Source organism: bacterium, from assembly GCA_020444325.1.
Taxonomy (GTDB): domain Bacteria; phylum Bacteroidota; class Ignavibacteria; order SZUA-365; family SZUA-365; genus BM516.
Genome location: JAHLLD010000006.1, coordinates 1 through 25951 on the forward strand (window position 1 = coordinate 1; position 25951 = coordinate 25951).

Consider the following 25951-nt stretch of genomic DNA (forward strand, 5'->3'; position numbering starts at 1 on the left):
ATTTCGCTACCTTAGGACCGTTATAGTTACGGCCGCCGTTTACCGGGGCTTCGATTCAAAGCTTCTCCCGAAGGATGACCTCTCCTCTTAACCTTCCGGCACCGGGCAGGTGTCAGACTATATACTTCCTCTCAATTGAGTTCGCATAGTCATGTGTTTTTGTTAAACAGTCGCCTGGGCCGATTCTCTGCGACCCCGTTCGGCTTCAATTGTTATGTCACCTAATAGGGGCACTCCTTATCCCGAAGTTACGGAGTCATTTTGCCGAGTTCCTTAACCACGGCTCACTCGAGCACCTTAGGATTCTCTCCTCATCTACCTGTGTCGGTTTACGGTACGGTCCGTCAGAATTCTCCCGTACGAGGCTTTTCTCGGCAGCATGTTTAGGGTCGGTTATGGCCCATACGGGCGCCCTATTCGCATCTCGGTTTGACAGTGCGGATTTGCCTACACCGCCGACCTACTTGCTTAAACCAGCTATTCCAACAGCTGGCCGACCTTTCACTTCTGCGTCCCCCCTTACGGTCAAACGAATACTAACGGGTACAGGAATATTCAACCTGTTTACCATCGCCTACGCCTTTCGGCCTCGGCTTAGGGGCCGACTAACCCTGAGTCGATTAACGTTGCTCAGGAAACCTTAGATTTTCGGTGACACTGTTTTTCACAGTGTTTATCGTTACTTATGCCTACATAATCTTTTCTGTACGCTCCAGCACGCCTCGCGACGCACCTTCGATCCGAAGATCACCACTTCGTGGTTCGCAGAACAGAATGCTCTCCTACCATTCCGATAAATCGGAATCCATAGCTTCGGCGCTACGTTTAGTCCCGGCCATTATCGACGCCTGATCGCTTGACTAGTGAGCTATTACGCACTCTTTAAATGAATGGCTGCTTCTAAGCCAACATCCTAGTTGTCTGAGCAATCTGACATCCTTTATCTGTTAACGTAGCCTTAGGGGCCTTAGCTGATGGTCTGGGTTGTTTCCCTCTCGGCAACGGGGCTTATCCCTCGCTGCCTCACTCCTGTAGAACATGTATCCGGAATTCGGAGTTTGTCTGGGTTTGGTACCCTTGTGAGGGCCCTAGCCCAATCAGTGCTCTACCTCCGGTACACTCCATACAAGGCTGTTCCTAAAAACATTTCGGAGAGTACGAGCTATTTCCGAGTTTGATTGGCCTTTCACTCCTACCGACAGCTCATCCAAGCGGTTTTCAACCCACACTGGTTCGGACCTCCATGAGATTTTACTCCCACTTCATCCTGGCCATCGGTAGATCACTCGGGTTCGCGTCTACCGCATGATACTCATCGCGCCCATTTCAGACTCGCTTTCGCTACGGCTGCGGACCTGAGGTCCTTAACCTTGCATCATACGAGTAACTCGTAGGCTCATTAAGCAAAAGGCACGCAGTCAGTCCCAATAGTCCGAAGACCATTGGTTCCTCCTACAGATTGTAAGCATACGGTTTCAGATTCTTTTCACTCCCTTCTTAAGGGTTCTTTTCACCTTTCCCTCACGGTACTTGTACACTATCGGTCACCATAGAGTATTTAGCCTTACCAGATGGTTCTGGCAGATTCCCACAGAATTCCACTTACTCCGTGGTACTTGGGAACACAGCGAGAGTCGCAAATCATTTTACCTACCGGGCTTTCACCGTCTATGGCGCGTCTTTCCAAACGCTTCGATTATGATTACGTTTTGTAACTCTCTGACCGCAATACGAATTGGTCAACTGGTCCCGCAACACCGGCAACACAACGGTCGCATCCTTACATGTTGCTCGGTTTAGGCTCTTCCCGTTTCGCTCGCCACTACTCAGGGAATCACTATTGTTTTCTCTTCCTGGGGGTACTTAGATGTTTCAGTTCTCCCCGTTGGCCACATATACCTATGGATTCAGTATATGTTTCCAGGGCATTACCCCTGGAGGGTTATCCCATTCGGAAATCCCCGGGTCTAAGGTTGTTTTCCACCTCACCGAGGCTTATCGCAGGTAGCCACGTCCTTCATCGCCTTATGGTGCCAAGGCATCCACCGTATGCTCTTAGTAACTTCACCGAATTTTATTACAGCACAGATCAGTGCTTCAGTGAACTTGTTAAAAACATAAAAAAAAATATCGCAAATTTTCGGATTGATTGTTGAACCAACGTATATGCGTCAGTCCATCTTCCTATTACGTCAAAGAACTGTTTTCGCGCTTGCGCGAAACATTGGGGTTTGCATGGTCTCGAACCAATGTGACAGCCCATCCACAGCATCCGTCTCGCGGACGCCGCGTAATTGCTGCAAACCAAAAAGCACCTTGTGGACCTGACCGGGATCGAACCGACGACCTCCTGAATGCAAATCAGGCGCTCTCCCAGCTGAGCTACAGGCCCATCATATGCACGGAAAAACCAGTGGGCCCGGGTAGAGTTGAACTACCGACCTCACGCTTATCAGGCGTGCGCTCTAACCACCTGAGCTACGAGCCCGATCGGTGCAAGAAATAATGAAAAGAGATGTGCATAGCAGCTTCAAAGAGGATAGGGTTGTTCCACCTCGCGGTGGATAACTCTTTAGAAAGGAGGTGATCCAGCCACACCTTCCGGTACGGCTACCTTGTTACGACTTAGCCCCAGTCACCGGTTTCGCCTTAGGCAGCTGCTTCCCTTGCGGGTTAGCTCACTGACGTCGGGCGCCCCCAGCTTCCATGGCTTGACGGGCGGTGTGTACAAGGCCCGGGAACGTATTCACCGCAGCATGCTGATCTGCGATTACTAGCAATTCCAGCTTCACGAAGTCGAGTTGCAGACTTCGATCCGGACTGAGATAACTTTTTTGGGATTTGCTCCACCTTGCGGTATCGCTGCCCTCTGTAGTTACCATTGTAGCACGTGTGTAGCCCTGGGCGTAAGGGCCATGAGGACTTGACGTCATCCCCACCTTCCTCACTACTTGCGTAGGCAGTCTCCTTAGAGTTCCCAGCATTACCTGATGGCAACTAAGGACAAGGGTTGCGCTCGTTGCGGGACTTAACCCAACACCTCACGGCACGAGCTGACGACAGCCATGCAGCACCTGTCTGGATTGCCGAAGCGCCTCCGACTTTCACCGAAGGATAATCCAGTCTTTCGAGCCCAGGTAAGGTTCTTCGCGTTGCATCGAATTAAACCACATGCTCCACTGCTTGTGCGGGCCCCCGTCAATTCCTTTGAGTTTCAACCTTGCGATCGTACTTCCCAGGTGGGATACTTACTGCGTTAGCTTAGGCACCGACCCATACGGGCCAACACCGAGTATCCATCGTTTACGGCGTGGACTACCAGGGTATCTAATCCTGTTTGATCCCCACGCTTTCGTCCATGAGCGTCAATTTCGGGCCAGGCAACAGCCTTCGCAACCGGTGTTCTTCCAGATATCTAAGCATTTCACCGCTACACCTGGAATTCCGTTACCCTCTCCCGAATTCAAGATTCCCAGTATCGGAGGCAGTTCTACAGTTAAGCTGTAGGATTTCACCACCGACTTAAGAATCCGCCTGCGGACCCTTTACACCCAGTAAATCCGGACAACGCTTGCCTCCTACGTATTACCGCGGCTGCTGGCACGTAGTTAGCCGAGGCTTACTTTCAGAGTACCATCAACCCCGCCAAACGGGGTATTTTTCCTCTGCTACAGCGGTTTACGACCCATAAGGCCTTCATCCCGCACGCGGCGTTGCTGCGTCAGGCTTTCGCCCATTGCGCAATATTCCTCACTGCTGCCTCCCGTAGGAGTCTGGGCCGTGTCTCAGTCCCAGTGTGGCTGATCATCCTCTCAGACCAGCTACCCATCGATGGCTTGGTAGGCCGTTACCCTACCAACTACCTAATGGGACGCATGCTCATCCTTAGTCACCGAAACTTTAACAACAGCTACCATGCGGTACCGTTGCTTCATCGGGTATTAGCACCTCGTTAGAGATGTTATCCCCGGACTAAGGGCAGATTGCATACGCGTTACTCACCCGTGCGCCAGTATCCACTTCACCGAAGCGAAGCTTTCCCTTGACTTGCATGTGTTAAGCACGCCGCCAGCGTTCGTCCTGAGCCAGGATCAAACTCTCCGTTGTAGATATTTTCAATCTTACAATGTCGAGCTTGCTATCACTCAAATTCACTGACTATGCACAAATCTCTTTTCAAAGAACTTGCCGACTTTTTTCGGCAACCGTCTCTCGAACGGTCTACAAAGTTAACTCTTTTCTAACCCTTTGTCAAGCATCTCTTCATTTTTTTTCGCTTTTATTTTCGCGGCCAGAAGAGCAGCCGAATCGCAAAGGGAAAACAATATACGCAGGTCAGCTCGTGAAATGCAAGAAGAAAATGACACCGCGTGCTAATAAATATTCGTCGAATTCCAGCTGCGGCCAGGCAAGCCCTACGCCCTTTAAAACCGGGGCGTTGCCGCCGGTCACGAATACAGGAGCATTCGGTCCGGTAATCTCTTCAGCCTCATGCAGCATCCCGATCAACGCCAACCGCGTAAAATGGAGTACGCCGGAACGTATACTTGAAATGGAGTCGTCGCCGAATACCGGTGTCTCTGCGGGCGCGAGTTCGGGCAACTGCGCGGTGTGTCGATGCAGCGCGGCAAATGCTGTGCGTATTCCCGGAGCGATCGCGCCGCCGCGAAAATAGCCCTCACGGTCCACCACATTGAACGTCGTCGCCGTTCCGCAATCGATAACCACGACAGGAGAACCCGCCAGGGACCTCGCAGCGAGGACGGCACAGTACCGGTCCGCGCCCAGGGTTTCCATCGTCCTGTAACGTGTGGGAAAGAATTCCGCTGCCGCAGGCTGCACCATGCGTACGTCGGAAATGCCCGCATCCAGAAGCAACACACGCATCGGATCGACGAGGGAAGGGACAACGGAAGAGACGCCTGCACGCACAGGCACCGGCAATCCGGCGTCGCTTCGTGGAAGCAGCTTTTTCGCTTCACCGCTGCGCAACTGTTCGTGCGTGAAACGCACGCTGTGTGCGATGCTGAGCTTCGCAGGATCCTCGCCCTGCATCCATGTCAGCTTGCAGGCGCTGTTTCCAATGTCCACGGCCAGCTGCATCACCGCTTCTTTCCCTTTCCACCGCCCCCGGAATTTCGTCCGCCCCGCTTTCCGCCACTGCGGTTGCCGCCACTGCGGTTGCCGCCACTGCGGTTGCCGCCACTGAGTTTACTGCCGGATACCCGCGCGTTACTGCTGGACACGCCGCTGCGGGAGGCTCCGCTGCGGGAGTCTCCGCTGCGGGAGTCTCCGCTGCGGGACGTTTGCCTTCGAGAAGAGTGATCGTCGTCACTGCCGGAGCCGCCGCTCCGCATGGCAGCCGTCTCACCTTCGAGGAGTACGAAATCGATTTCCTGCTCCACGCTGTCAACGCGGGATACGCGTACACGGACCCTGTCCCCAAGCCGATACCGCTTCCCGCTGTGCTGTCCGACAAGCTGCCACCGCGCCTTGTCATACTCGTAGTAGTCGTCGAGACTGCGCACGTGGACGAGGCCCTCGACCAGCGAAGGCATGATCTCCACGTATAAACCGTATCGCGTAACGCCGCTGATGAGCGCATCGAAATCATCGCCCTCATGCCGCTTCATGTATTCGACTTGCTTGATCTTCCTCGATGCCCGCTCAGCTTCGACAGCGACGCGTTCACGAATCGAACTCTGCCGGGCGATGTCCGCAAGCCGTTTGCCGGACGCGGCCTTACCGGAAGCCTTCCCGTTCGCACCGAAGTATCTGAACAGCAGGCGGTGCACAATGAGGTCAGGGTAACGGCGAATGGGACTGGTAAAATGTGTGTAGTGGCGAAACCCGAGTCCGAAGTGCCCGATATTTTCCGTGCTGTAGACGGCCTTCGCCATGGAACGAATGGTGACGTCCTGCACTACGTTTTCTTCGGGACGCCCGCGAATGTGCTCGAGCATGCGTTGAAAGGACTGCGAGCTGGTGGGATCGATCTGCACCTTCACACCGAGATGGCGGAGAAACTCGAGCAGCTCACGCACCTTCTCCGAATCGGGCACATCGTGTACGCGGTAGATGAATCCCTTCCCCTCGCTGCGCAGCTTGGCGGCTTCCTGAGCGACGGTTTTGTTCGCGAGAAGCATGAACTCCTCGATCATGCGCATGCTCATCAGACGCTGCTTCGGGACGATGTCTATCGGTGCCCCGGTGCTGTCCAACACAAATTTGACCTCAGGCACGGCGAAATCGACGGAGCCTTCACGAAAGCGCTTTTTCATCAGCGTCGTCGCGAGTTTCTCCATCTGCTGCAGGGTCTCGAGATGAAGCCCTTCCCCGTTGTCGAGTATCTCCTGCACTTCGTCATAGGTAAAGCGCTTCTTCGAATGAATCACGCTCTTTGCAAGCTGGTAGTCACGCACGGCACCCCGAGGGGATACGGTCACTATCGCGGAATATGTCAGCCTGTCTTTCCCTTCCTTGAGACTGCAGAGATGATTCGACAGTCGTTCCGGCAGCATGGGAAACACACCGTCCACCATGTACACGCTGGTACCGCGGCGCAATGCTTCCCGGTCCAGCTCCGAACCCTCCTGCACATAATGCGAGACATCCGCAATGTGGACTCCGAGCACGTAGTTCCCGTCCTCATCCCGCCGCAGGGAAACGGCATCGTCAAAATCCCGCGCATCAGCCGGATCAATGGTGAAGCATTCTTCATCCCGCAGGTCGAGCCGTCCATGCAGCTCATCTTCCGAGATCTCTGCCGGCAGCGCATGCGCCTCGTCCATAACGTTTTCGGGGAACTCCATGCTCAGTCCGAAACGGCGCGCAAGCGCGAGCATCTCTACTTCCGCCTTTCCCGTACGGCCAAGGACCTCGACGATTTCACCTTCCAGTCCGAGATGACGCTGGGTATCGGCCAGGAGGCGGACGACCACCTTATCGTCTTCTCGGGCATCTCCAAGGTTACGGCGCCCGATGGCGATGTCTCCTTCGACATCGCGGTCGTCAGGTTCCACATACCAGAGCTTCCCGAGTTGCTTGAGCGTACCAACGACGAGTCGGTCTTCCCGTTCTGCCGGTTCTTCACTGCGGCGCATCATCCAGCGGCTTCCTTTGAGTCGTACGATGTGATCTTCCTCCTGCAGTTCCCGCAGTATGGCTTTCAGCTGCTGGTAGGGGGGACCCTGTTTCGGCACAGAGAGCCGACGGGCCAATTCTTTGGTCTTGAACGCCCGGCCTTCCTCTTTGCGGAGGAAGTCCATGACGCGTTGTTGCAATGTCTGTTTCACGTTAAAAAGAGAATCGTTGAAGAATCTTGAGCTCCCAGACCGAGTACTCCTGCGACTGTGAAGTACTCTCCAGGTTCTGATTGGTTGTGATGCGCGAGATCTGGATAATCTGATCCAGCCATGGCACACCGGTGATGCGGCTGACGGGGAATTCCACCGTAATGTTTGAACTTCCCAGGTCGCTGATCTTTCCGTCATACGTGATGACGGACTGCCCGATCTCGCTCGTCAGTTTGACACGCGAATTTTCCGTCCCGAGATTCGAGAAGTCCACCCGCTTGATGACGTCGTTTAACCCGGCTTTGTTCAGAAACTGATTCGCAGCCGAGGAAGCGATCGACGACCCCATCTGGTTGAACATATCCTGGGATTTCGCAACCAGCGAACTCCCCTCCCCTTCATTCGAGGAAATGTCCTTGGCGAAGACACCGAACAGAATGAAAGAGAATGCATCCGACTGGACATCCCCTGCGGCGGCCACGGGCTCACCGTTTGCTTCGTCCCAGCGCATGTCCCACCCCTCCAGCCTGGGTTTGTTCTTCGTACCTCGAATCTTGAACGACACGAACACCTTGCGCCGCTGATCCGTGCGGGGATTGATATAGTAGTCGGAATACACGGCCCGGAGGTCCAGGTCGGGATTGAACGGATCGCGCGTGAAATACAGGGAACCGTCAGCACTCAACCGCTTTCCGAAGAAAAGGAAGGAGGATGCCTCGCCCAGTTTCACTTCGCCAACGAAGGTCATGCCGCTGCTGCCAAAACTGCTGACCCGCAAATCGTCGAATTCCAGCTCCGCATTGAGTTCCTCCTGCAGGACCGAAAGCGGGATTTCCACGATCAGGCTTCCTTCCGTACTGAGACGGAGATCATAGGAAAGTCCTTCCAGAACAGAGCGCTCACGCATCTGCGGAGAGTCGTTTTCGCTGCCTCCGAGACGCGAGGATCGGCCAAATCTTCCGGCGGAAAGGGAACTGACAACCCGCGTCGTGGTGTCGTCAACGACAACATACTTGATGTCGGCGTATTCGTTGACTCCACCCTGCGTATTCTCCAGAGGGAAGGTGAGATTCCCGCGTTTGATGACGATATTCCCGAGCAGTCGCGACCGATCGAGGCGTCCGCTGTATGTCAGGGGTTCCCCTCCGGTCCCGATGTACAGATCGCCATAGAGCGCCCGCAGTGTCGCCCGGGTAGCGGGATTGAGGACCTTCAGCTGACCCTCAACCGCCAGGTCGAATTCTGCGATACTGAACGCATCAGTCGTGATACTGCCCGATGCCTCCATCTTCCCCTGTTTCCAGTCCTGTGCAACATTCGCAAGATTCGCCTTCACGATACGAATACTCTGATCCGCCGCCTCGATGCGCAAGTTGACCAGATATTCCATGTTGTTGATGACGAAGCGTCCTTTCGCGTTGCTGATGGTGACGTACCCATTGAACGAGGGTTTCGCCGCCGTGCCCGTGACGGTAATATCACCGAAAGCGCTCCCCTCGAGCGGGGAAAAGAATCCGAGGAAGTCTTCGACCAGGCCAAGCGGAAAATCTTTCACCTGCACGCGCAGACGCGCCTCCGTATCGGCTGGCGGCGCTTCCTCTTCTTCATTCGCAAACGAAATTTGTACCGGCACCGTTCCGGATGCGAAGAACACCTTGTCCTGCGTACCGTCGGATTTGTCATAATCGAACTCGGAATACAGCTCCAGCTTCCCGGTATTGTACCGCGCTTCCACCATCATTTCGCCGAAGTGCATTCCCCTGTACCCGAGACTGTCGATGTACACCGCGGCCGCCATCAGCGGAGCTGCGTCATCCCCGCTGACATTCGCCTCGAGAGAGGCCATTCCACTGAAACTCTGTCCCTCACGCGCATCGGCTGCGCCTGTGGCGAGGTATTCGACCATACCGAGAGAGAGACTGTCACCGTAGATGGTGAAATTGTTGTCACCTTCAAAACTCCGTTTCCCGGTGACAGAAAATCGCATTGCCTCCTTGCGCAGCGCAAAATGCTCAATGCCGATCCCGGTTGAATCCACACGCAGCTTCGCGGTCCTGTCATTGAGCAGCTGTTCGTGCAGATAGTTGAGCTTGAGCAGAGGGATCTGCACATCGAAGCCGTAATCATTGTATTCGGCAAAGGCCTGTACGTCGAGCTGAAGCAGGGTGTCGACCATGCTGCGAATGCGCAGCTCGGGACGCATATTTTTGTATCCAAGCTGCACCGATGTCCTGCTCATGCGCAGTCCGTTGAGGTTGAGGTCCGCCACCGCAAAACGCAGATCCGCGTTGAGGTTCCGCAGGGGATCGGTCAGTGTGAGATCGTTGAGGGTATAATCACAGCGTACGCCTGCAGCCAGCCAGCTGCGTGTTGAATCGACGAGATAAAAATCACTGAGCTGCAGCTGGCCGTCCACGGCAAAGCCTGCCTCACCTCCCCGAATATTGCCCCGGTACGTACCACGAAGGATAAACGTGTTCGCGTTAAAATACCGCGCGATGCGCTCCGGATGCTTCAGGGAAATGGAATAAAACACATCCATAAACGCGGTGGTGTCGACGGGGAGCGCAGCGTCGGAAGTTTTCGTGGCGACCTTCCGGAATCGTTTGCCTCCACCGTCGCCGGTTTGCTGAGCAGCCTCCGCCTCTTCCGCCGCGGCACTGTCGGGTGCAAAGGCAAAACGGTTTACCGCGGCAGTAAGAGAGTCCGCCTGGCGGGACAGGTACGAGGCGAAATGTGTGAAATCAAAACGGCCCTCGATGCGTGCATCCGCATACTGCGACTGCAGGAGCAGATACTCCGTATCGTGACGGCTCTGCTGCAGCACGACGCGGAAGGTGTCCGGCTCGATGGTGATATCGCGAAAACGGGACTGCTCAAATGCGATTTCCACATTCCCTGACGAGGATGCGATGTCGACACCATCACCGGCGGATTTAAACGTGAAGCTCAGATCGCTCGACATTTCCTGATCGTTGAGCAGCCGGGCGAGATCCAGTTTGCCCGCGTTACCTTCAAGCCGAAATCCCGTGATACTGTCAGGCTGAAAACTCATGCCACCGTCACACAGTACATTGCCCGCACCGAGCCTCGACTGCAGATGAAGCGTCAGACTATCCGTTTCGACATCTACGGTCATTCGCAGCTTGTCCGCAGCCGCCTTTTGATACATGGATGAATCCGCCTGCACATTCAACTGAGCCACCATTCCCCCAATGCGCGTACCGGTGCCGCGAATCGCGGCCTGAACGTTCAGGGAGGATCGCAATCTCGGAGCGCGCAGCACTTTTGAAAGGTCGAGCTTTCTCGTCCTCAGCAATCCGTCATAGACGAGTTCTTCACCTGTGAGATCAAGAGCGATCTGTCCGCTGGCTGATCCGGCATCCGATTCCATATCCATTTCCGCATGGAAATTGAGCGGGTAGCCGCGAAACAGAAGATGGGAGAAGTGTGCGGTTCCGACGTCGTGCAGATCCAGGATGGGGATTCCCGGGAGAAGCAATGGAATGTCATCACCATGTACCCGCGTGTCGTCAGACACGACGTCGATGTGCATTCCGGTGCCGTCAAGGATATCTTTCAGTCGTCCGACAAATGAAATGCTGCTCCTTCCCGCTTCCAGCTCAAGGGCGTTGATATCGAGCTGCCGCAGGCTGCCCTCGGCATCCAGCGACAGGCGCGCTTCATCACCGAGAATGTCGAGCGACGGCAGGAAATACTGCAAATCCGTGACTGCCACTTTCGGCGCGTCAAGTTGCACGCGCATGGGCAGATCAGGGAGTACCTCCGCGTCGAATCCCTGAAGGATATCCGCATTGCGCAGCCGGGCGGAGAGAATCATTCCTGAACGGGCTGTCTGTATCGAAAGGTCCTTCACATCTGCCCCATCGGACGTCAGAGCGATATCACCGGACAGATTTTTGAAGGATACCGAACCGAAGGCATTGTGGAAGGTGAAGCGGTTGATGGAAAGCGCTTTCCTTTTTTCCGTGATGTGGGCGGACATCGCGACGTTCAGATCCGTCAGCTTCATGTGCGTTGCATCGAGACGATTGCGACTGGCAGGACCCGGCGCAGTCGAATCGTAGACCAGCAGCTGGCCATCCAGAATGCGCAGATGTTCGACGCGAATATCCCAGTCGAAGGTCGTGGCTGTTGTGTCGGCCTCCTCGTCCGACGGCTTCAGCATGGTATTGATATTCCAGTCTCTCCCATTTGCCCGCGTGACGGTAATGCGCGGCGCATTGAGCGTCAGCTCATGTATCCTCGCTGTTTTCCAGGGAAGACGCAGAAGGCTGTAACGCAGCACAACACTCTCAATCTCAATGATGCTTCCATGCTCATCCGTCAGATGAACACCCGAAAGCTTCCATCCGGAAAAAAGGCTTCCGTCTATGTCGTCGATGGTCAGTCTGGCATTGAGGCTGGAATCAGCCAGGGCCGTGAGGTAGTCATTCATCATCGAACGGAAGGAAGCCGTCTCGGTAAACCCTATGCCCCCGGCGAGGAGGAGAAGTAAAACGAGTCCGGTCAGCGCACTGAGGCGAAAAAGCCGTCCCATCAGCGAGCGTCGGGACTTCGCTGTGTTCTGCTCATCGTTCGTGTTGACAGTATCGCTCAATGATCGTCGCAAGTATGTTCGTGGATGACCGCCCCTCTGTCAGAGGTATTGTCAGTACAGCACCGCCTGCGCTCTCGACCTCATGACGCCCGACGATCTCATCCAGGGCGTAATCGCCGCCCTTGATCAGAATATCGGGGAGGAGTTCGGTGATCAGGTGTAGCGGTGTATCATCATCAAAAATGACAACATAATCAACCGAGCGCAAGGCAGTCAGTACTGCCGCCCTGTCTTCCTCGGGAACGATAGGTTTCTTCATTCCCTTCAGACGGCGCACGCTTGCATCGCTGTTCAGTCCGACGACCATCGCGTCTCCGTTCTGCCGCGCGGCCTCAAGGTATTCACAGTGTCCACGATGCAATATGTCAAACACGCCGTTGGTGAAGACCAGCCGTTTCCGCGCTTCCTTAAGCTGGATGCGCTCTGCTTTCATTTCGGCAAGTGACAGCAGCCTGCCCATCAGTCTAGTACTCCGAGCTTTCCGAGGGCCGCCTCGTACAGCTTGTCACGATCCACCGGCACGATTCCCACCTCTTCGCATACAAGCCCGCCTGCAAAATTTGCGATATGTGCGGCTTCCGAAAGCGAAGCGCCGCTGGCCATGGCGACCGCAAGCGTTGCGATGACGGTATCACCGGCGCCAGACACATCAGCGACCTTGCGTGCTTTGGTCGGGACGCGTGTCACACCACCATCCTGATCGAGCAGCAGCATGCCCAGTTCGCCCAGGGTGAGAAGAACGTTGCTGCTGTTGAGCCGTTCACGAAGTGTGCGTGCCGCTTCCGTAAAACTGTGTTCATCCGTCAACCGGAGCTTCAGCGCATCTTCCGTTTCCTTGCGGTTGGGCTTGAATACTGTTACACCCTGGTATTCAAAAAAGTTGCTGAATTTCGGATCCACCAGCACGGGGATATCATGCGCCTGCGCGAGTTCAATGACCTGGCGAATGAGGTCCGGCCCAATGACCCCCTTGTTGTAATCCTGCAGAATGATGTTGTGAATCGACCCGACATGATTTTCCAGCCTGTCGAGCAGCCTCCGCGTCGTGTCTTCGCTGATCTGCTGCCTGTCCTCATAGTCAATGCGTGCAACATGCTGACTTCCTGCAATGATACGCGTCTTGACGGTTGTGGGTCGCGTGGTATCCTCCACCAGGAAATCCGTGATGACGTTTTCCTGCTGGAAAATATCCTTGAGCTCGTTGGCATTGGTATCACGTCCGACCACTCCAAACAGTACAGGTACGGCACCGAGACTCTTGATGTTCAGGGCCACGTTCGACGCTCCACCGAGGTGGTTGCTCTCGCGAATGACGTCGACAACAGGCACCGGCGCTTCTGGCGAGATGCGGGAAACGCGTCCCCAGATGTAGCGGTCAAGCATGACGTCGCCGATAACCGCGACAAAACGATTCTGGATCTGGCTGAAAATATCGTGAAGGCGATGTTCTTCGAATTTCATGATGTTCTGTCTGTAATGAGGAACGCCAGTCTACAGGGTCTGGCGAAAAAACTTGTTGATTCTGCTCCAGGCAGCCTGCGTGTCCTTCTGATGGTAATCCGCATGCTGGGGATTAATGAAAAACCGGTGCGCTTCCTTGTAGTAGAATATGTGCAGCGGCTTTTGCGCTTCCATGAATGCTTCCTTCAACGTGTTCACATCAGAGAGCGAACACTGCGGATCAAATTGCGCCACGTGCAGCTGCAGCGCGGCATGTGTTCTGAGCAATTTCTTCAACGCAGTCACACCGCCGGTGGGATAAAACAGCGCCGCACTGTGAAAGAACGGGAAGCGGCTCAAGGCATCGATCGCGACGTTCGCACCGATGTCGAAACCGAGCAGTCCGAGCTTTCCGCTGCAACCGGGCTCGTTGGTAATGTCAACCGCCACTTCCATGAGTAATGCAGTGTCGAGCGAGTCACGCGTGACAGACGGCATGCCCTCGACGGCACGCATGGGGGCCGAACGCAACGGCATGGCGTATGCCCGGTATCCGAGTCGCGCGAGGACTTTGATGACCGCGCGGACGTTGCCCTGATCCGCGCCGAAGCGATCGGGAAGGACAATGATGGCAGGACGCATAGGATTGCCAGCGGGAAGTACATACTGTACAAGCACGCTGTCATCCTGCACCTGATACCATCGCGCATGCACTTTCGGCTCCTGTGCGCGAGCGGAGACGGACAGGCAGAAAAAGAGCAGGACTATGGTCCAAAGCCGGTGCATCAGGTCAGCGGATGGTTCTCATGAAAAATACGCAGACGCTGTTCGAGCTCGGGCAGCTGCTCTTCCGAAACCAGTGACACGCATGCACGGATGCCTTCGAGACGTTCGCTGCCGGTATTCGCCAGCGAGATCGCGCTGATTCCGTAATACAGCAATTCTTCAATCAGCTGCACGCCGTCCACGCCGGGGTAAGACACGGTGAAGTAGAAACCATCAGCGATGGGTTCATCCTCATCCTTGTCGTACACGATACCGAAACCGTTGTCGGTGAAATACTTCTTCATGCGCCGCGCCCGCTCCCCGTACACCTTGACCTCGTCGATAAACCGGTAGGTCGCGTCATTCGTTGCCTTGAGCAGCGCCGCGAGACCGTACTGGGAGGAGTGGGTGACGCCGGCACTGACACTGTACGCCGCACCGTAAATCATGGCACGCCCGAATTTCTTCTGCGTGTAATAGCGCGTGAGTCCGGGCATCTCACGCTCGAAGAGCTTGTCGGAAATCGCGAGCATCCCGATGCGCTGTCCTGCATAGGAAAACGCCTTGGAACTGGAAATCAGGAGGAGGTAGTTGTCGGTGTATTTCCCTACCGAAGGCTGGAACGGCGGGACACCGGGAATGGAATAATCCTTCCTGAAATCCATCGTGAAATACGCCAGGTCTTCCATGACAACGACGTCATGCTTCGTCGCGAGTTCCCCGATAATCTTCAGTTCCTTATCGGTGAAACAGATCCAGGTCGGGTTGTTGGGATTTGAATACAGGATGGCGCAGATATTTCCTTCTGCGAGGATCTCCTCGAGCTTCGCGCGCAGTGCCTCACCACGGTAATTGTACACATCGAGACTGCGATGCTTGATGCCGAGCCCGTTCAGCTGCTGCTTATGGACCGGGAAACCCGGATCGAGAAAGAGTACGGTATCCTTCTCAGGATTCATGCGTCCGACAACCAGCCAGGAGATGAAACTTCCACTGGTCGATCCCGTGCAGGGGATACAGCCGCGGGGATTGACATCGAGATCAATGAACAGTTTGATCAGCCGTGAAATTTCAACCTTGAGTTCCGGGATCCCCTCGATACTGGGATAGAACGAAGCGCATCCCCCGTCAAGAGCCTTTTTCTCGGCATCGATACCGATCTGCGCTGCGGGGAGTCCGGGGATTCCCATCTCCATGCGGATGAAAGAGGTGCCGCTGGCCTGTTCGATTTCATTGATGAGTGTACGGATTTCACGTATGGAAGAACGGCCAATACTGTCGAGACCGCTCGCTTTGATTTTTTCGTCTACAATCTGTTTGTCAATGGGAGTAGGATTCATGAAGGTGCCTGCGTGAAGTTCTTTGGGAAAAACATCTGGACGGACGGTAAGGGAACACCGTGGCCCTAAACCGCCAGATCGTGTAAAAATACGCAATTTCCACCGCAAAATGGAACCGCCACATTGTGCGTGTGACACAATGTGGCGGATCAACAGCCAGGGGCTCGGATGTAACCGGAATCAGTCCGCGTCTACCCTTTCCCGCTCACTGGAAGTGGATTCGGCGTCGCGACCCTGGTCGCCCTTGAGGGCAGCGTCACGAACTTCCGTGGGAATTTCGTAGGCTTCGAGCTTACGCGCTTCCGCGGAACGGCGCATGCGTGCAACAAAGAATCCGATTACCATGAGGATAATTCCTATCCACACGATGCTGATGAAAGGCTCGAATGTCACCTGTGCGACCAGCGTCTCACGGAGGTCGTTCGGATCGACCTTCACATTCGGGTTCTTGAGACGGACACGAATCTGCGACATCGCCAGGTTCTCCTGGTTCGGTGTCATGCCCAGTACTTCAACCTGCAGATCACCGGAGGAAACCACGGCAGGCGTCTTCACTTCGCCTTCAGGACCGCGTTCGTGATACGCCTTCAGCTCTTCGCCGTCCTCTCCATATTTCTCGACATGAAACACGCCGCCGACCTTGAAGCTCGATGATGCGCGTGAATTGTTCATCTCGAAATCGAGGAAAGTCACACGGTACCCACCGAACTCAAAGGTCTGGCCTTTCGTGAAGGCGAAGACCTTCCCACCTTCCGGATCAGCCTCGAAGAGCGCCTGCGGTTCGATGTAGATGTCCTTGGCGAAGGATTTCGCAATCCCGGGATTGCGCATGATCTGTTCCTGTCCGCCATAATTGCTGACAAACATCACGGTGTTGACGGTTTCAACTTCCTCGTCGGTGGCGGCATCATCGATGCGCACTTTGAAATAGTAGCGCTCACCGTTCCAGAAGGTCTCGAAACCCGTGTAGGTAAAGCGATAGCCCTTCCACTCGACCGGTTCGCCCTGCTTGAGTTCCATGGAATTCGAAACGCTGTAGAATCCGGATCCGATGATACCGAGCAGCATCATCGCGATACCGATATGAGCGATGTAGGCACCACCGAAGCGCGGGTTGCCCCGCAGGATGCGGTAGCCGATCACGGCGTTGGTCACGAGGGAGAACCAGGCGGCGATGGCAAGCATGATCATTCCGGCGTCAGTGACGCCGCCCCAGAACACCGTCAGAAGGGTCAGCACGATCGTCGCAGATACAGGCACAACGGCTTTGCGCATCAGCGGTTTGCTGTTGTTGCTGCTCCACATGAGCATGAGCGTCAGTCCGGTCATCAGCGACATGATGATGGCAAGCGGCAGCCCCATGGCATCGTAGAACGCAGGTTCCACGGTGTTGCCGAGACTGAAATCCGTACCCGCCACACTGTTGATGGCACCGAGTCCGCCATTGAATGCATCCACAATGAACTGCGGAATGATGGGCATGGACGTTCCGATCAGCACGATAAACGTGAGAACGCCAACAACGGCGGAACCGAGTCCCAGCCAGGTCTCACGCGACATCATCGCGAAACTGTCATAATCCTTCTTGCTGTGCAGACGTCCTGTGAAAATGTACCCGATGAGTCCGAGCTTGATTATGAGCGCCGGCAGCCAGAGATAGCTCAGGACATTCAGCAGATGGGCGAAGCCGAGCATGATGTAGTAAATCGGCACCATGATGGCGTTTCCGCCGGCAATCATGTCATTGAATACCGGGACGAGATCACCGCTCACCTGCGCAAAGACAGGGATGCTCGGACCAATGATAATCAGGTAGGTCACGGCAACGAGTTTCCACCCGTCAAACCGCTCAAAAAGTTTGCTTCCCCACTTGGTAAAACGTCCGAATAGCAGCGCAAGTCCCACGTCGGTGAACGCGAACATGAAAAGCACCAGCAGCGTAAAACTGAATCGGCCGGGATCGACGAAGGAATGCACCGATGCGTCACCGAGCACGCCGCTTCGCGTCAGGAAAGTAGAATACAGCACGAGCACAAACGCCAGGATGGCCAGGATGAAGTTGGTGAGCATCAATCCCTTGGTGCGCTTCTGCGTAATCATCGTATGCACGAGCGCAACGGAAACGAGCCAGGGGATCAGGGATGCGTTCTCGACCGGGTCCCATCCCCACCAGCCGCCCCAACCGAGGGTTTCGTATGCCCAGAAACCACCGAGCGCGATGCCGAGGCCGAGTACCATCGAACCACCGACAACCCAGGGCAGCGAGGAAACTACCCAGCCCTGGTAGCGCTTGCGCATGAGTCCGGCAATGGCCAGAGCGAACGGCGGTGTCATCGCGGCAAAGCCGGCAAACAGGATGGGAGGATGAATCTGCATCCAGAAATTCTGCAGGAGGGGATTGAGTCCACGACCGTCCTGCGGAATAACGCTTCCATCAATGTGTGCGAATGGATTCTTGACGATGAGCAGCATCATGAGAAATGCCAGTATTCCCGAGTACACCCCCATCGTTTCCCGCTCATTGTCACGCTTCTGCGTGTAGAGAAGCAGGAAAATACCGACAACGGAGACCATGAGCGTCCACAGCAGGAAGCTTCCCTCCTGCCCCGCGTAAAAGGTCGACATCAGCAGTCCAAGTGGCAGCTCACGCGAACTGTACGCCCAGACGTAGTGAAACTGGAACTGATGCTTGACGATGAGGATAAGCAGCATCGCGGAAGCCACGAATACAGAAATCGTGGTGACGTGAAAACCGCCGCGTGCAAGACTGATATTCTGTGGATTTCTGATGCTGCGGAAATAGCTGATCATACCGGTCACCGCGGCGATAAAACCGACGATGATGGCGATGTTTCCCAGCAGTCCGATCGTGTTATACATGTACGTTTCCTTTCTGCGATCCTTCAGGATCGACCGCACACGGCGGGATAATTCCTATCTGAGATGGCTGATATGCAGGACGAAAAATGCGGGAGAATGCAGCGCTGCATGCCCCCGCAATAAGTCACAGCGAAGTTTTCCGAATACCTTCGGGATGGTCGCCGCCTTCGGGATTCTCTTCATACTTGGAGGGACACTTGGTCAGTACTTCCGAGGCGTGAAAGACGCCGTCTTCGTAGCGTCCCTTCGCGACAACACTGGTTGCGATATCGAAATTATTCGGCTTGGCACCGTCGAGCACCACCTGGGCGATGCGTTCGTCTTCGTCACGCATGTAAAACGTGAAGGTGTTGTTGTGTGTGTCGTAGTGCGTGCTCATATCCTGCACCCACTTGCCGGTGACCTGAACTTTCTTTCCGCTGGTCTCTGCCTTGCTGAGCGTAGCATACTCAACCGAGGAATTGAGGAAGGAAAGGCCGCCAATGACTAAAAAGACAGCGATAATCACTCCACCAGCGAGATAGCGTTTCTTCATGTGCTTCTATTCCTTTCCGTTATTCGAGTTCTTTCACTTTTTTGTCGATACGATAGAGGTAGACAAATAGCCCCGTCCAGATCATGAGGACGATGAGCATGACCACGTAAATCGCATTCTGTTCGAGAAATTCGTACATGAATTATTCTCCGTCAGCGGTTTCGGTGCCCTCGGCGCTCAAGCGGCCGCTTCGGCACGTTTCAGTTTGATGCGGTGAAGGCGTATCTGGATGCGCATGAGCCACCCGTATAATACCAGGTAACCGAGCAGCATGCTGTAAAGCACCACGCGCATGGCTGCGTCCATGCCGCCGCTGCTTACGACGGGACCAGCACTGGTATCATCTGCGGAACCGGGATGCAGACCGGGCATGATGCGCGGCATGATGAAAATGAAGAAAGGCACGGTCGCAGCTGCAATGATGCTGTAAACCGCAGACAGCGAAGCCTTCTTTTCATCAACGTCAATGGCGGAACGAAGGGCGAAATAGGCGCCATAGACAAGGAGAAGGACAAAAATCGAGGTCTCGCGGGGGTCCCAGTTCCAGAAGGAACCCCAGTTGAATTTCGCCCAGAGCGAACCGGTCGTCGTCGCGAGAATGCAGAAAAGCAGTCCGAGTCCGGCAGACATCGCGGAGCGGAAATCATCTTCCATATCCTTCTTTCGCAGATAACGGATTCCGTACCACATCGATACAAGGAACGCGACAACCGTCATCCATGACATGGGAACGTGGAAGAGGATGATTTTCGCACGCTCTTCGAGCCCGGGAATGAAGGGAAATGAAAACCCGGGATAATCACCGAGTACGCGGTCAACGATCACGCGATGCTCGTCCATGTCGTATCGTGCCGAAACCAGGTAGCCCTCGGTGGCGTCGAGTCCTTCTGGACGCGAAGCAAAGTAGAAATCGGCTTCGTTCCCGTTGGCATCCACACCGTGCAAAAGCCAGCCGTCACCTTCAGCCGCACCGCGGTCACTGACCTTGACCTTGACAGGGATGTTCTTGTCAGGACTCCACTGCGCAATCATGGCCAGATCGCTGAGATTACCGGCGATAGGCGTGACAATGCCGACTGCTGTAAGTACCGCGATCCAGAAGAAGAGTGCTATTTTCCACCACATGGGCAATTATTTCCAGTATCAAGAACAAAACACAATGTAGCAACAACGGGAAAAATCTGCAATGTCAGGGTTTTTCCATTTTATATCCGAATTCAACATCCGAATTCTTAATGACTTACGCAAGAGAAATCGGAGCGACGCACCTCAATCTTTCCAGACGAAGTGAAAAAGCAGGAAAGATACCGTGGTAACGACCACCAGGTAGGAAACGAGCAGCTGAAGATCCGCCCAGGCGTTGTCCCACACTTTTTCTTCAACGGCCACGCGGGTCGCATTGATCCCGGCCATGAGAAGCGGGAGCAGAACGGGGAAGGAAAGCACCGGGAACAGCGTGCCCTTGGTATTCGCTTTGGCGATGATCGCCGCGATGATGGATGTCGCCGAGGCCATGCACATGCTGCCGAGCAGCATCACCGCCCAGAAGAGATCGGGCTGCGCGACGGAAAACTGATCCATCGTCAGCAGGAACAGCAGGACGATAAAGATATTGAGGGCGAGGACGAGGACAAGATTGAACAGCAGTTTGCCTGTATACACTGCTGTCGGGGAGGCAAGAAGCTGCAGCGTCATGGTGGTGCCGCGTTCTTCCTCGGCGACGAATCCGCGGGAGAGGCCGCTCATTGCGGCGAAGAACATGACCACCCAGAGCATGCCTACCATCGCACCGGGAGAGAGAGATTCTCCGACCAGCGCGAACATGATGACGGCGAGGGTGACCACGACGAACATGATCAGCGCGTTGATGGCATAGCGCGTACGCAGTTCGCTCGCGAGGTCCTTGGAAAAAATCGCAAGTGCCTGCTTGAGCATCACCGCCTCCCCTCTACCATGAGCGTGCGGTCACACTGTGCAATATCCTCGTCATCATTGGTCGCGATGATTACCGTTCCGTGCTGGCGGAATTCGCGCACGATATCGTAAACCATTTCCATACCGCTGGTGTCGAGATTACTGATGGGTTCGTCGAGCAGAAGCAGAGGGGGACGATGGAGGATACCGAATATCAGCTTCATACGCTGTTTCATACCGGAGGAATAGGAACGGATCGGATCTTTCCTGTCTGTCGGCAATCCCACGCGTTCGAGCAAAGCCAGCGCGTCGGCCGACGTAAATGCGATGCCGCGAATCCGCGCGTACATCATGATATTCTCAACTGCGTTGAACTCTTCATACAGCGTCAGGTACGGGGCAACGAAACCGATCTGGGTGTGGAGCTGCTCAATGTCGACGTCTGCCCCGCCCGCCCGATACACCAGCGTCCCTGCACTGGGCGTCATGAGTCCCGCAATGATACGCAGGAGCGTGGATTTCCCCGAGCCGTTGCGACCGGTAATACCGAACACTTCCCCGGGTTCAACGGAAAACGAGACCTCGCGAAAGATGGAGCGCTGATTGAATTTCTTGGAAATGCCTTCGGCGATAACCTGCATGCACTACCTCGTGACCACGGCGAATTTACCGGTTTCACTCCCGCCCTGGTAAGTGAGCATGTAGATATAGACGCCGCTGCCGAGGAACTCGCCGTTGTCACTGCGGCCGTCCCAGCCCACGAAGACGCCGGTGTTGTCATCCAGTTCAATCGCGACATTCTCCTTGCGCACGAGCAGATTCATGCTGACGGAGTAGATATAGAGATTCGCCCGGTTCACGGGAATATTTCTCGGCAGCGGAAAACTCATGCGGGAGAATTCACGGGGATTGAACGGATTCGGGAACGGAGCTGTACGCTCCACCACGGCCGCGGTGCCGCCGTCAACGAGGGAAACACAGAGCGCGTTCTCGCGGGCGACGTTGAAGCGGTACGCCCAGCCGTTGGATAACTTCGTATAGCTGTCGTCATACCCTGCACGGCGTACGATAAGTTCATACTGAACCGACTGCGCAGACCGCGTAATTGCGCTTGCGATATCAGTATTCGCAACGACAAAGCTGAGCGTGTCCACTCCGCTGTACACCTGGAGATAATGTGCAGAAAGCGGCGAGAGAAGATTGGTGAGCGTGGCCGACTCCCCTACCAGTTCGACGCTCGCACTGATACTCATTTTCCTGAAGTCGGCAGCGTCGTCGTACACGGGAGAGGTAATTTTACCGGCACGGTAGCCGATGAAGAAATTAGCCCGCGCCCAGTTGCATACATCAGCAGCCATGTCGCCGCTGTGCGGCTGATGGTCACGGATGGCGTCCCGTGTCGCGGTAATAGGCTCGAGCTGCTTCATGTTCTCCCAGGTCTCGCGAAAGACAAACTGGTCATACTGATGCTGCAGATACAGCGGCCAGAGTGCGAGCTCGTATCCCGCCTGGGGCATCCACTGCCACCAGGGACGATCTGGGAAACGGACAAACTGCTGAATGTACTGATGGTAATCGTTGATTTCGGGGTAGCAGACTTCCTCGTAGTAGGTGGAGGCCATTTCGTGGAACCAGGTGTCCGCACTCCAGAAACCGTACGACCCCAGCTGCACCATGTGATGGAATTCATGCGCAGCCGTGACGCGCAGTCCTTCAAGTCCCGATGTCGGATACCCCTGGAAATCGTTGTCGATCTGCATATATGCGGCGTAGAGGGGCATGACGGTCCCTCCGGTCGGAAGCGGGTTCCCGAACTGCGTATAGCCGTAATCCGTGGTCCGGAATGCCTCGACGTAAAGCTGATACTCGTTTTCTCCGGAACGATATGGCGGCGATTCATATCCGAGCTGTTCAACCTCCAGTGCGTACACTGCGTCGAAAATCTGTGCCACGCTGTCAGCATAGGCGTGTGCCGTGTTGGGAATGCGGTTGCCGGCCGCGTTGAGGAGGGCTGGTGTGTGCTCGCCGCTGGTGTCGTAATGCACGCGGAAGCGGCCGGAGGGACTCACAATACTGACCTGGCCCGCCTGCGGTGCGGTAATCGCCCTGATCTCATTCGCGATTGTCGGCGGGGCAGACTGCAGCCTTCGGCTGACTTCAGCACCGAGGGTGAAGCCGCATCGGCCGTGAACACCGCTGGAATGGGGGTCCGCCTGCACTGCAAGATTGGTTTCTTCGGGGAGCGTCCCGGACCGGTACGCCCGCAGATAATCGACGAATTCCCGGTCGGTCATCTCGCGCAGCGCTTCTTCCCTGCTCTGAGCCACGGCGCTGAGGCCCGGCAAAAGCAGTAAAACGACGAAAATATGCAGAACCTGCATATTTCCCGGCATTTTTTTATGCAGTTTCTGCATAATCCGCGGGCGCTGAGTGTTCATCACAATATGCCTGCTGTTGGTGTTCATGATATACCGTCTTCCTACCCGTTCTGTGCAAGGCGCTGATTGCGACGCGCAAGGGCCTCGTCAAAACGGCGCTGCTGTTCATCGGATTCAGGGATGATCTGGGGCGAAGGTGTGGGACGCCCCTCGGCATTAAGTCCGACAAACGTCATGTATGCCGAATTCGTGTGTGTGCGCTTCCCGCTTTTGACATCCTCGCAATACACTTTCACTCCTACCTCCATCGACGTGCGAAACACGCGGTTGACCGAGGCATGGAGGATCACCACCTGTCCGAGCCTGATGGGATTCAGGAAGTTGATCTCATCGACGGATGCGGTGACGCAGACAAGGCCTGAATGCCTTGCAGCCGCAATGGCCATGGCGATATCCATCCAGTGCATGAGGCGTCCCCCGAGCAGATTGCCGAGCTGGTTGGTGTCATTGGGCAGCACCAATTCCGTCATTTCCACCTGAGAGGCGTGGACGGTATGGGGACGTGGGATGGAAGCTTCCTGCATCGTGCGCTCTGGAGAGTGATTATTGTGCCGTGCTTACTTTTGATGCGCGAGCATCCGTCAAGTCTTCACGATACCCGATGATATCGTCGCGGTAGGAACTGTCCGGGTACCGTTCGAGGAATTCTTCGATGGAAGCCTGCGCGTCGTCATATTTCTTCAGCGCAATCAGCATGCGAATCCTTCCCGCATAAGCGGCGTCTGCGAAGTAGGTGTTGTAATACCGGTCGACCACGGTAGTGAAATAAATCAGGGCGGCGGACTTGTTCTCCATTTTCTCGTAGAGAATCGCGGTGTCGTATTCCTTCTCCGCCAGCTTGTTCACCAGTTCCAGCACCTGTTTTTCTACTTTCGGGGCGCGTGGACTCTTGGGATATGCTTCAACGAACGACTGCAGTGCGTCGATGGCCCGTTCGGTCGCGGTCTGATCGAGCTGCACTTTCGGCGACATTTCGTAATAGCACTGTGCGTACATGTAATATGCTTCGTCGGCCAGGTCGGCTGTGCGTGAGCCGGTGACGAGGCGGTTGAATTCGTAACTCGCCAGCAGGTACTCTTCCCTGTTGAAGCGGCACATCCCCGTGAAGAAGCGCGCGCTGTCGGCAACGGCACTTCCGGGATACTGTAGCCGGATTACTTCGAATTCATTGATGGCTTCCAGCCAGTTGTCATCCTGGTATTCGCTCATGCCCATGGCGAAACGCTCTTCAGCAGTGGGTGTATCGCTGACCTCGCTTGATGAGCAGGCAGCGATGGCCACGACGGCCAGGGCGAGCAAAAGGATGCGCGGAATCGATATCATGAAGATCCTCTTACGGTAAAAAGCAGTAGCACGATCACACCCGCCGTGAGTGTAATCAGGGCAGGCGCCAGCAGGGCGTCCCACCACGATGTGTCTTGTTCAAGCCAGTCCCGGGTTTCGTATGACGGGGCACCATCGAGCGTGTCCCTCCGTGACAGCGCGAGTTCTTTCGACCACGTAATCTCCGAGGCGCGAAGGTCACGCAGCTGCATTCCGAGCGTGGCATGCATCTGGCGAAAATAGGAAGAATTCGGTCCCGGCGCAGTGGAAGAATACATATCCCTGACTTCGACGGTCAGCATTGCATCCGCATCCGCCTGCGCGGTGAGCACCCGCTTCCCCCGGGCAAGCTGTTCTTCGGCGAAGACCTGCTGCACAACGGGAGGAAGCGTCTCGGGCACGAACTGCAGCTGAACGCTGCTTCCGCCGGTGCGCATCGCGCTTTCCCGGGCGGCATCACGCAGCATCAGCGCGAGTGCCTCGGTATCGGTCACCTGCTGTGCGGCTGCGGGGAACACAAGGATACAAAGCGATATGAGCAGAAAACGCATCAACGCGTATCGCTGCTCCGGTCAGTGATGATACGGTCAAGTTCTCTCTGCAGAAAATGCGGGTCTTCATCGAGGAAGTGCCGTGAATCCCGCCGAGCGGATCGCACAGCATACGGATCGATGTCGGATGTGCGCAGCACCTCTTCGCCGGAATCGCAGACTGCGAGCACTGTACCGGACGCGTCGAGGGTTTCGGAACCACCCCAGAAGTTCACCCCGTCGTCATAGCCCACGCGATTGACGAAGACCATGTTCACGGTCAGCAGACGGCACAGCGCGCGATGATGCTCGCTGTTCATGTCATACATCGTGGGGGCGCCGGGGGGAGACATGCGTGTCGGACTGGCGGAAATGACCACGAGGGTTTCTGCACCCTCGAGCGCCTGCAGCAATGCGAGCGATGGATGCCAGAGATCCTCGCACACCAGCACACCGAGCTTGCCGAGGCTTGTCGGAATGCAGGCTGCTGAACGGCCGGGAAGAAAGTATCGCCCTTCCTCGAAAATGCCGTAGTCGGGAGGGTAACATTTCCGGTAGGTATGGACGTCACCGCCGTCAAAGAGAAAAGCGCTGTTGTAGACGCCGTGACGTTCATCCTCCTCTATGCCGCCGAGGACGATCACCATGTCGGCGCTGGCCTCGCGGAAGGCGTTCAACCGCGCATCGTCCGCGCGCATGCAGAGTTCATAGTTCATATCCCGTACCGAATACCCGGTAAGACTCAGCTCCGGGAACACGACGAGATCAGCCTTCGCCTCTCGCGCCTCGGCGATCATCTGCAGATGCGTCTCGATATTCCTGTCCACATCACCGAGATGCGGCGACATCTGTGCCATTGCTGCGCGCATG

At 55.4% G+C, this 25951-nt stretch carries 18 protein-coding genes, 2 tRNA genes and 2 rRNA genes; all 22 read right to left on the reverse strand.

The genetic code is table 11. The features are described from left to right. A 23S ribosomal RNA gene (locus KQI65_09450) occupies window positions 1-2069 on the reverse strand; the annotation flags it as partial. A gap of 250 nt (window positions 2070-2319) precedes the next feature. Beyond that, window positions 2320-2392 (reverse strand) — tRNA-Ala (locus KQI65_09455). A 22-nt stretch (window positions 2393-2414) separates the two neighbouring features. Continuing rightward, window positions 2415-2488, reverse strand: a tRNA-Ile gene (locus tag KQI65_09460). 88 nt (window positions 2489-2576) lie between these two features. Continuing rightward, window positions 2577-4107, reverse strand: a 16S ribosomal RNA gene (locus KQI65_09465). A gap of 228 nt (window positions 4108-4335) precedes the next feature. Then, a complete protein-coding gene (locus tag KQI65_09470; GenBank protein ID MCB2204965.1) occupies window positions 4336-5103 on the reverse strand; it encodes a type III pantothenate kinase in 768 nt (255 codons plus the stop codon). Continuing rightward, window positions 5103-7295, reverse strand: a complete 2193-nt coding sequence (gene rnr / locus KQI65_09475) for a ribonuclease R (GenBank protein MCB2204966.1) — start codon at window positions 7293-7295, stop codon at window positions 5103-5105. The genes KQI65_09470 and rnr overlap by 1 nt, the downstream gene beginning before the upstream one ends. A 1-nt stretch (window position 7296) precedes the next feature. Then, window positions 7297-11928 (reverse strand): translocation/assembly module TamB, encoded by a 4632-nt coding sequence (locus KQI65_09480; protein ID MCB2204967.1) that lies wholly within the window; start codon window positions 11926-11928, stop codon window positions 7297-7299. Beyond that, window positions 11888-12376 (reverse strand): D-glycero-beta-D-manno-heptose 1-phosphate adenylyltransferase, encoded by a 489-nt coding sequence (rfaE2, locus tag KQI65_09485; GenBank protein ID MCB2204968.1) that lies wholly within the window; start codon window positions 12374-12376, stop codon window positions 11888-11890. The genes KQI65_09480 and rfaE2 overlap by 41 nt, the downstream gene beginning before the upstream one ends. Further along, window positions 12376-13377 carry a D-glycero-beta-D-manno-heptose-7-phosphate kinase gene (rfaE1, locus tag KQI65_09490; GenBank protein MCB2204969.1) on the reverse strand — a complete coding sequence of 334 codons (1002 nt, stop codon included), beginning with the start codon at window positions 13375-13377 and terminating at the stop codon, window positions 12376-12378. Before rfaE1 ends, rfaE2 begins: the two co-directional genes overlap by 1 nt. A 30-nt stretch (window positions 13378-13407) precedes the next feature. Continuing rightward, complete coding sequence (locus tag KQI65_09495) at window positions 13408-14142, reverse strand: dienelactone hydrolase family protein (protein ID MCB2204970.1); 735 nt, start codon at window positions 14140-14142, stop codon at window positions 13408-13410. Next, window positions 14142-15461 carry a pyridoxal phosphate-dependent aminotransferase gene (locus KQI65_09500; GenBank protein MCB2204971.1) on the reverse strand — a complete coding sequence of 440 codons (1320 nt, stop codon included), beginning with the start codon at window positions 15459-15461 and terminating at the stop codon, window positions 14142-14144. The genes KQI65_09495 and KQI65_09500 overlap by 1 nt, the downstream gene beginning before the upstream one ends. A 180-nt stretch (window positions 15462-15641) precedes the next feature. After that, a complete protein-coding gene (gene ccsA, locus KQI65_09505; GenBank protein ID MCB2204972.1) occupies window positions 15642-18341 on the reverse strand; it encodes a cytochrome c biogenesis protein CcsA in 2700 nt (899 codons plus the stop codon). A 124-nt stretch (window positions 18342-18465) separates the two neighbouring features. Continuing rightward, window positions 18466-18876, reverse strand: coding sequence for a cytochrome c maturation protein CcmE (locus KQI65_09510; GenBank protein ID MCB2204973.1), 411 nt, complete (start codon window positions 18874-18876; stop codon window positions 18466-18468). Between the two features lie 19 nt (window positions 18877-18895). Further along, entirely contained in the window at window positions 18896-19015 is a 120-nt protein-coding gene (locus KQI65_09515; GenBank protein MCB2204974.1) for a CcmD family protein, read from the reverse strand. 38 nt (window positions 19016-19053) lie between these two features. Continuing rightward, a complete protein-coding gene (locus KQI65_09520) occupies window positions 19054-19716 on the reverse strand; it encodes a cytochrome c biogenesis protein (GenBank protein ID MCB2204975.1) in 663 nt (220 codons plus the stop codon). 429 nt (window positions 19717-20145) lie between these two features. Beyond that, window positions 20146-20811 carry a heme exporter protein CcmB gene (locus KQI65_09525; GenBank protein MCB2204976.1) on the reverse strand — a complete coding sequence of 222 codons (666 nt, stop codon included), beginning with the start codon at window positions 20809-20811 and terminating at the stop codon, window positions 20146-20148. Beyond that, complete coding sequence (locus KQI65_09530) at window positions 20811-21431, reverse strand: ABC transporter ATP-binding protein (protein ID MCB2204977.1); 621 nt, start codon at window positions 21429-21431, stop codon at window positions 20811-20813. The genes KQI65_09525 and KQI65_09530 overlap by 1 nt, the downstream gene beginning before the upstream one ends. Before the next feature lie 3 nt (window positions 21432-21434). After that, a complete protein-coding gene (locus tag KQI65_09535; GenBank protein MCB2204978.1) occupies window positions 21435-23228 on the reverse strand; it encodes a hypothetical protein in 1794 nt (597 codons plus the stop codon). Window positions 23229-23269: 41 nt separating this feature from the next. After that, window positions 23270-23752: an acyl-CoA thioesterase gene (locus KQI65_09540; GenBank protein MCB2204979.1), complete on the reverse strand. Its 483-nt coding sequence runs from the start codon at window positions 23750-23752 to the stop codon at window positions 23270-23272. Between the two features lie 19 nt (window positions 23753-23771). Continuing rightward, window positions 23772-24551, reverse strand: a complete 780-nt coding sequence (gene bamD / locus KQI65_09545) for an outer membrane protein assembly factor BamD (protein MCB2204980.1) — start codon at window positions 24549-24551, stop codon at window positions 23772-23774. Then, the gene (locus KQI65_09550) at window positions 24548-25102 is read right to left on the reverse strand and encodes a hypothetical protein (GenBank protein ID MCB2204981.1); all 555 of its coding nucleotides are present in this window, start codon (window positions 25100-25102) and stop codon (window positions 24548-24550) included. The genes bamD and KQI65_09550 overlap by 4 nt, the downstream gene beginning before the upstream one ends. Then, window positions 25102-25950, reverse strand: coding sequence for an acyltransferase (locus KQI65_09555; GenBank protein ID MCB2204982.1), 849 nt, complete (start codon window positions 25948-25950; stop codon window positions 25102-25104). The genes KQI65_09550 and KQI65_09555 overlap by 1 nt, the downstream gene beginning before the upstream one ends. Between the last annotated feature and the right edge of the window lies 1 nt (window position 25951).

Coding starts and splice junctions, on each gene's coding strand:
- KQI65_09470 (MCB2204965.1), bottom strand. CDS start 5,103: ATGCAGCTGGCCGTGGACATTGGAAACAGCGCCTGCAAGCTGACATGG.
- rfaE2 (MCB2204968.1), bottom strand. CDS start 12,376: ATGGGCAGGCTGCTGTCACTTGCCGAAATGAAAGCAGAGCGCATCCAG.
- rfaE1 (MCB2204969.1), bottom strand. CDS start 13,377: ATGAAATTCGAAGAACATCGCCTTCACGATATTTTCAGCCAGATCCAG.
- KQI65_09495 (MCB2204970.1), bottom strand. CDS start 14,142: ATGCACCGGCTTTGGACCATAGTCCTGCTCTTTTTCTGCCTGTCCGTC.
- KQI65_09500 (MCB2204971.1), bottom strand. CDS start 15,461: ATGAATCCTACTCCCATTGACAAACAGATTGTAGACGAAAAAATCAAA.
- ccsA (MCB2204972.1), bottom strand. CDS start 18,341: ATGTATAACACGATCGGACTGCTGGGAAACATCGCCATCATCGTCGGT.
- KQI65_09510 (MCB2204973.1), bottom strand. CDS start 18,876: ATGAAGAAACGCTATCTCGCTGGTGGAGTGATTATCGCTGTCTTTTTA.
- KQI65_09515 (MCB2204974.1), bottom strand. CDS start 19,015: ATGTACGAATTTCTCGAACAGAATGCGATTTACGTGGTCATGCTCATC.
- KQI65_09520 (MCB2204975.1), bottom strand. CDS start 19,716: ATGGACGAGCATCGCGTGATCGTTGACCGCGTACTCGGTGATTATCCC.
- KQI65_09525 (MCB2204976.1), bottom strand. CDS start 20,811: ATGCTCAAGCAGGCACTTGCGATTTTTTCCAAGGACCTCGCGAGCGAA.
- KQI65_09530 (MCB2204977.1), bottom strand. CDS start 21,431: ATGCAGGTTATCGCCGAAGGCATTTCCAAGAAATTCAATCAGCGCTCC.
- KQI65_09535 (MCB2204978.1), bottom strand. CDS start 23,228: ATGAACACTCAGCGCCCGCGGATTATGCAGAAACTGCATAAAAAAATG.
- KQI65_09540 (MCB2204979.1), bottom strand. CDS start 23,752: ATGCAGGAAGCTTCCATCCCACGTCCCCATACCGTCCACGCCTCTCAG.
- bamD (MCB2204980.1), bottom strand. CDS start 24,551: ATGATATCGATTCCGCGCATCCTTTTGCTCGCCCTGGCCGTCGTGGCC.
- KQI65_09550 (MCB2204981.1), bottom strand. CDS start 25,102: ATGCGTTTTCTGCTCATATCGCTTTGTATCCTTGTGTTCCCCGCAGCC.
- KQI65_09555 (MCB2204982.1), bottom strand. CDS start 25,950: ATGCGCGCAGCAATGGCACAGATGTCGCCGCATCTCGGTGATGTGGAC.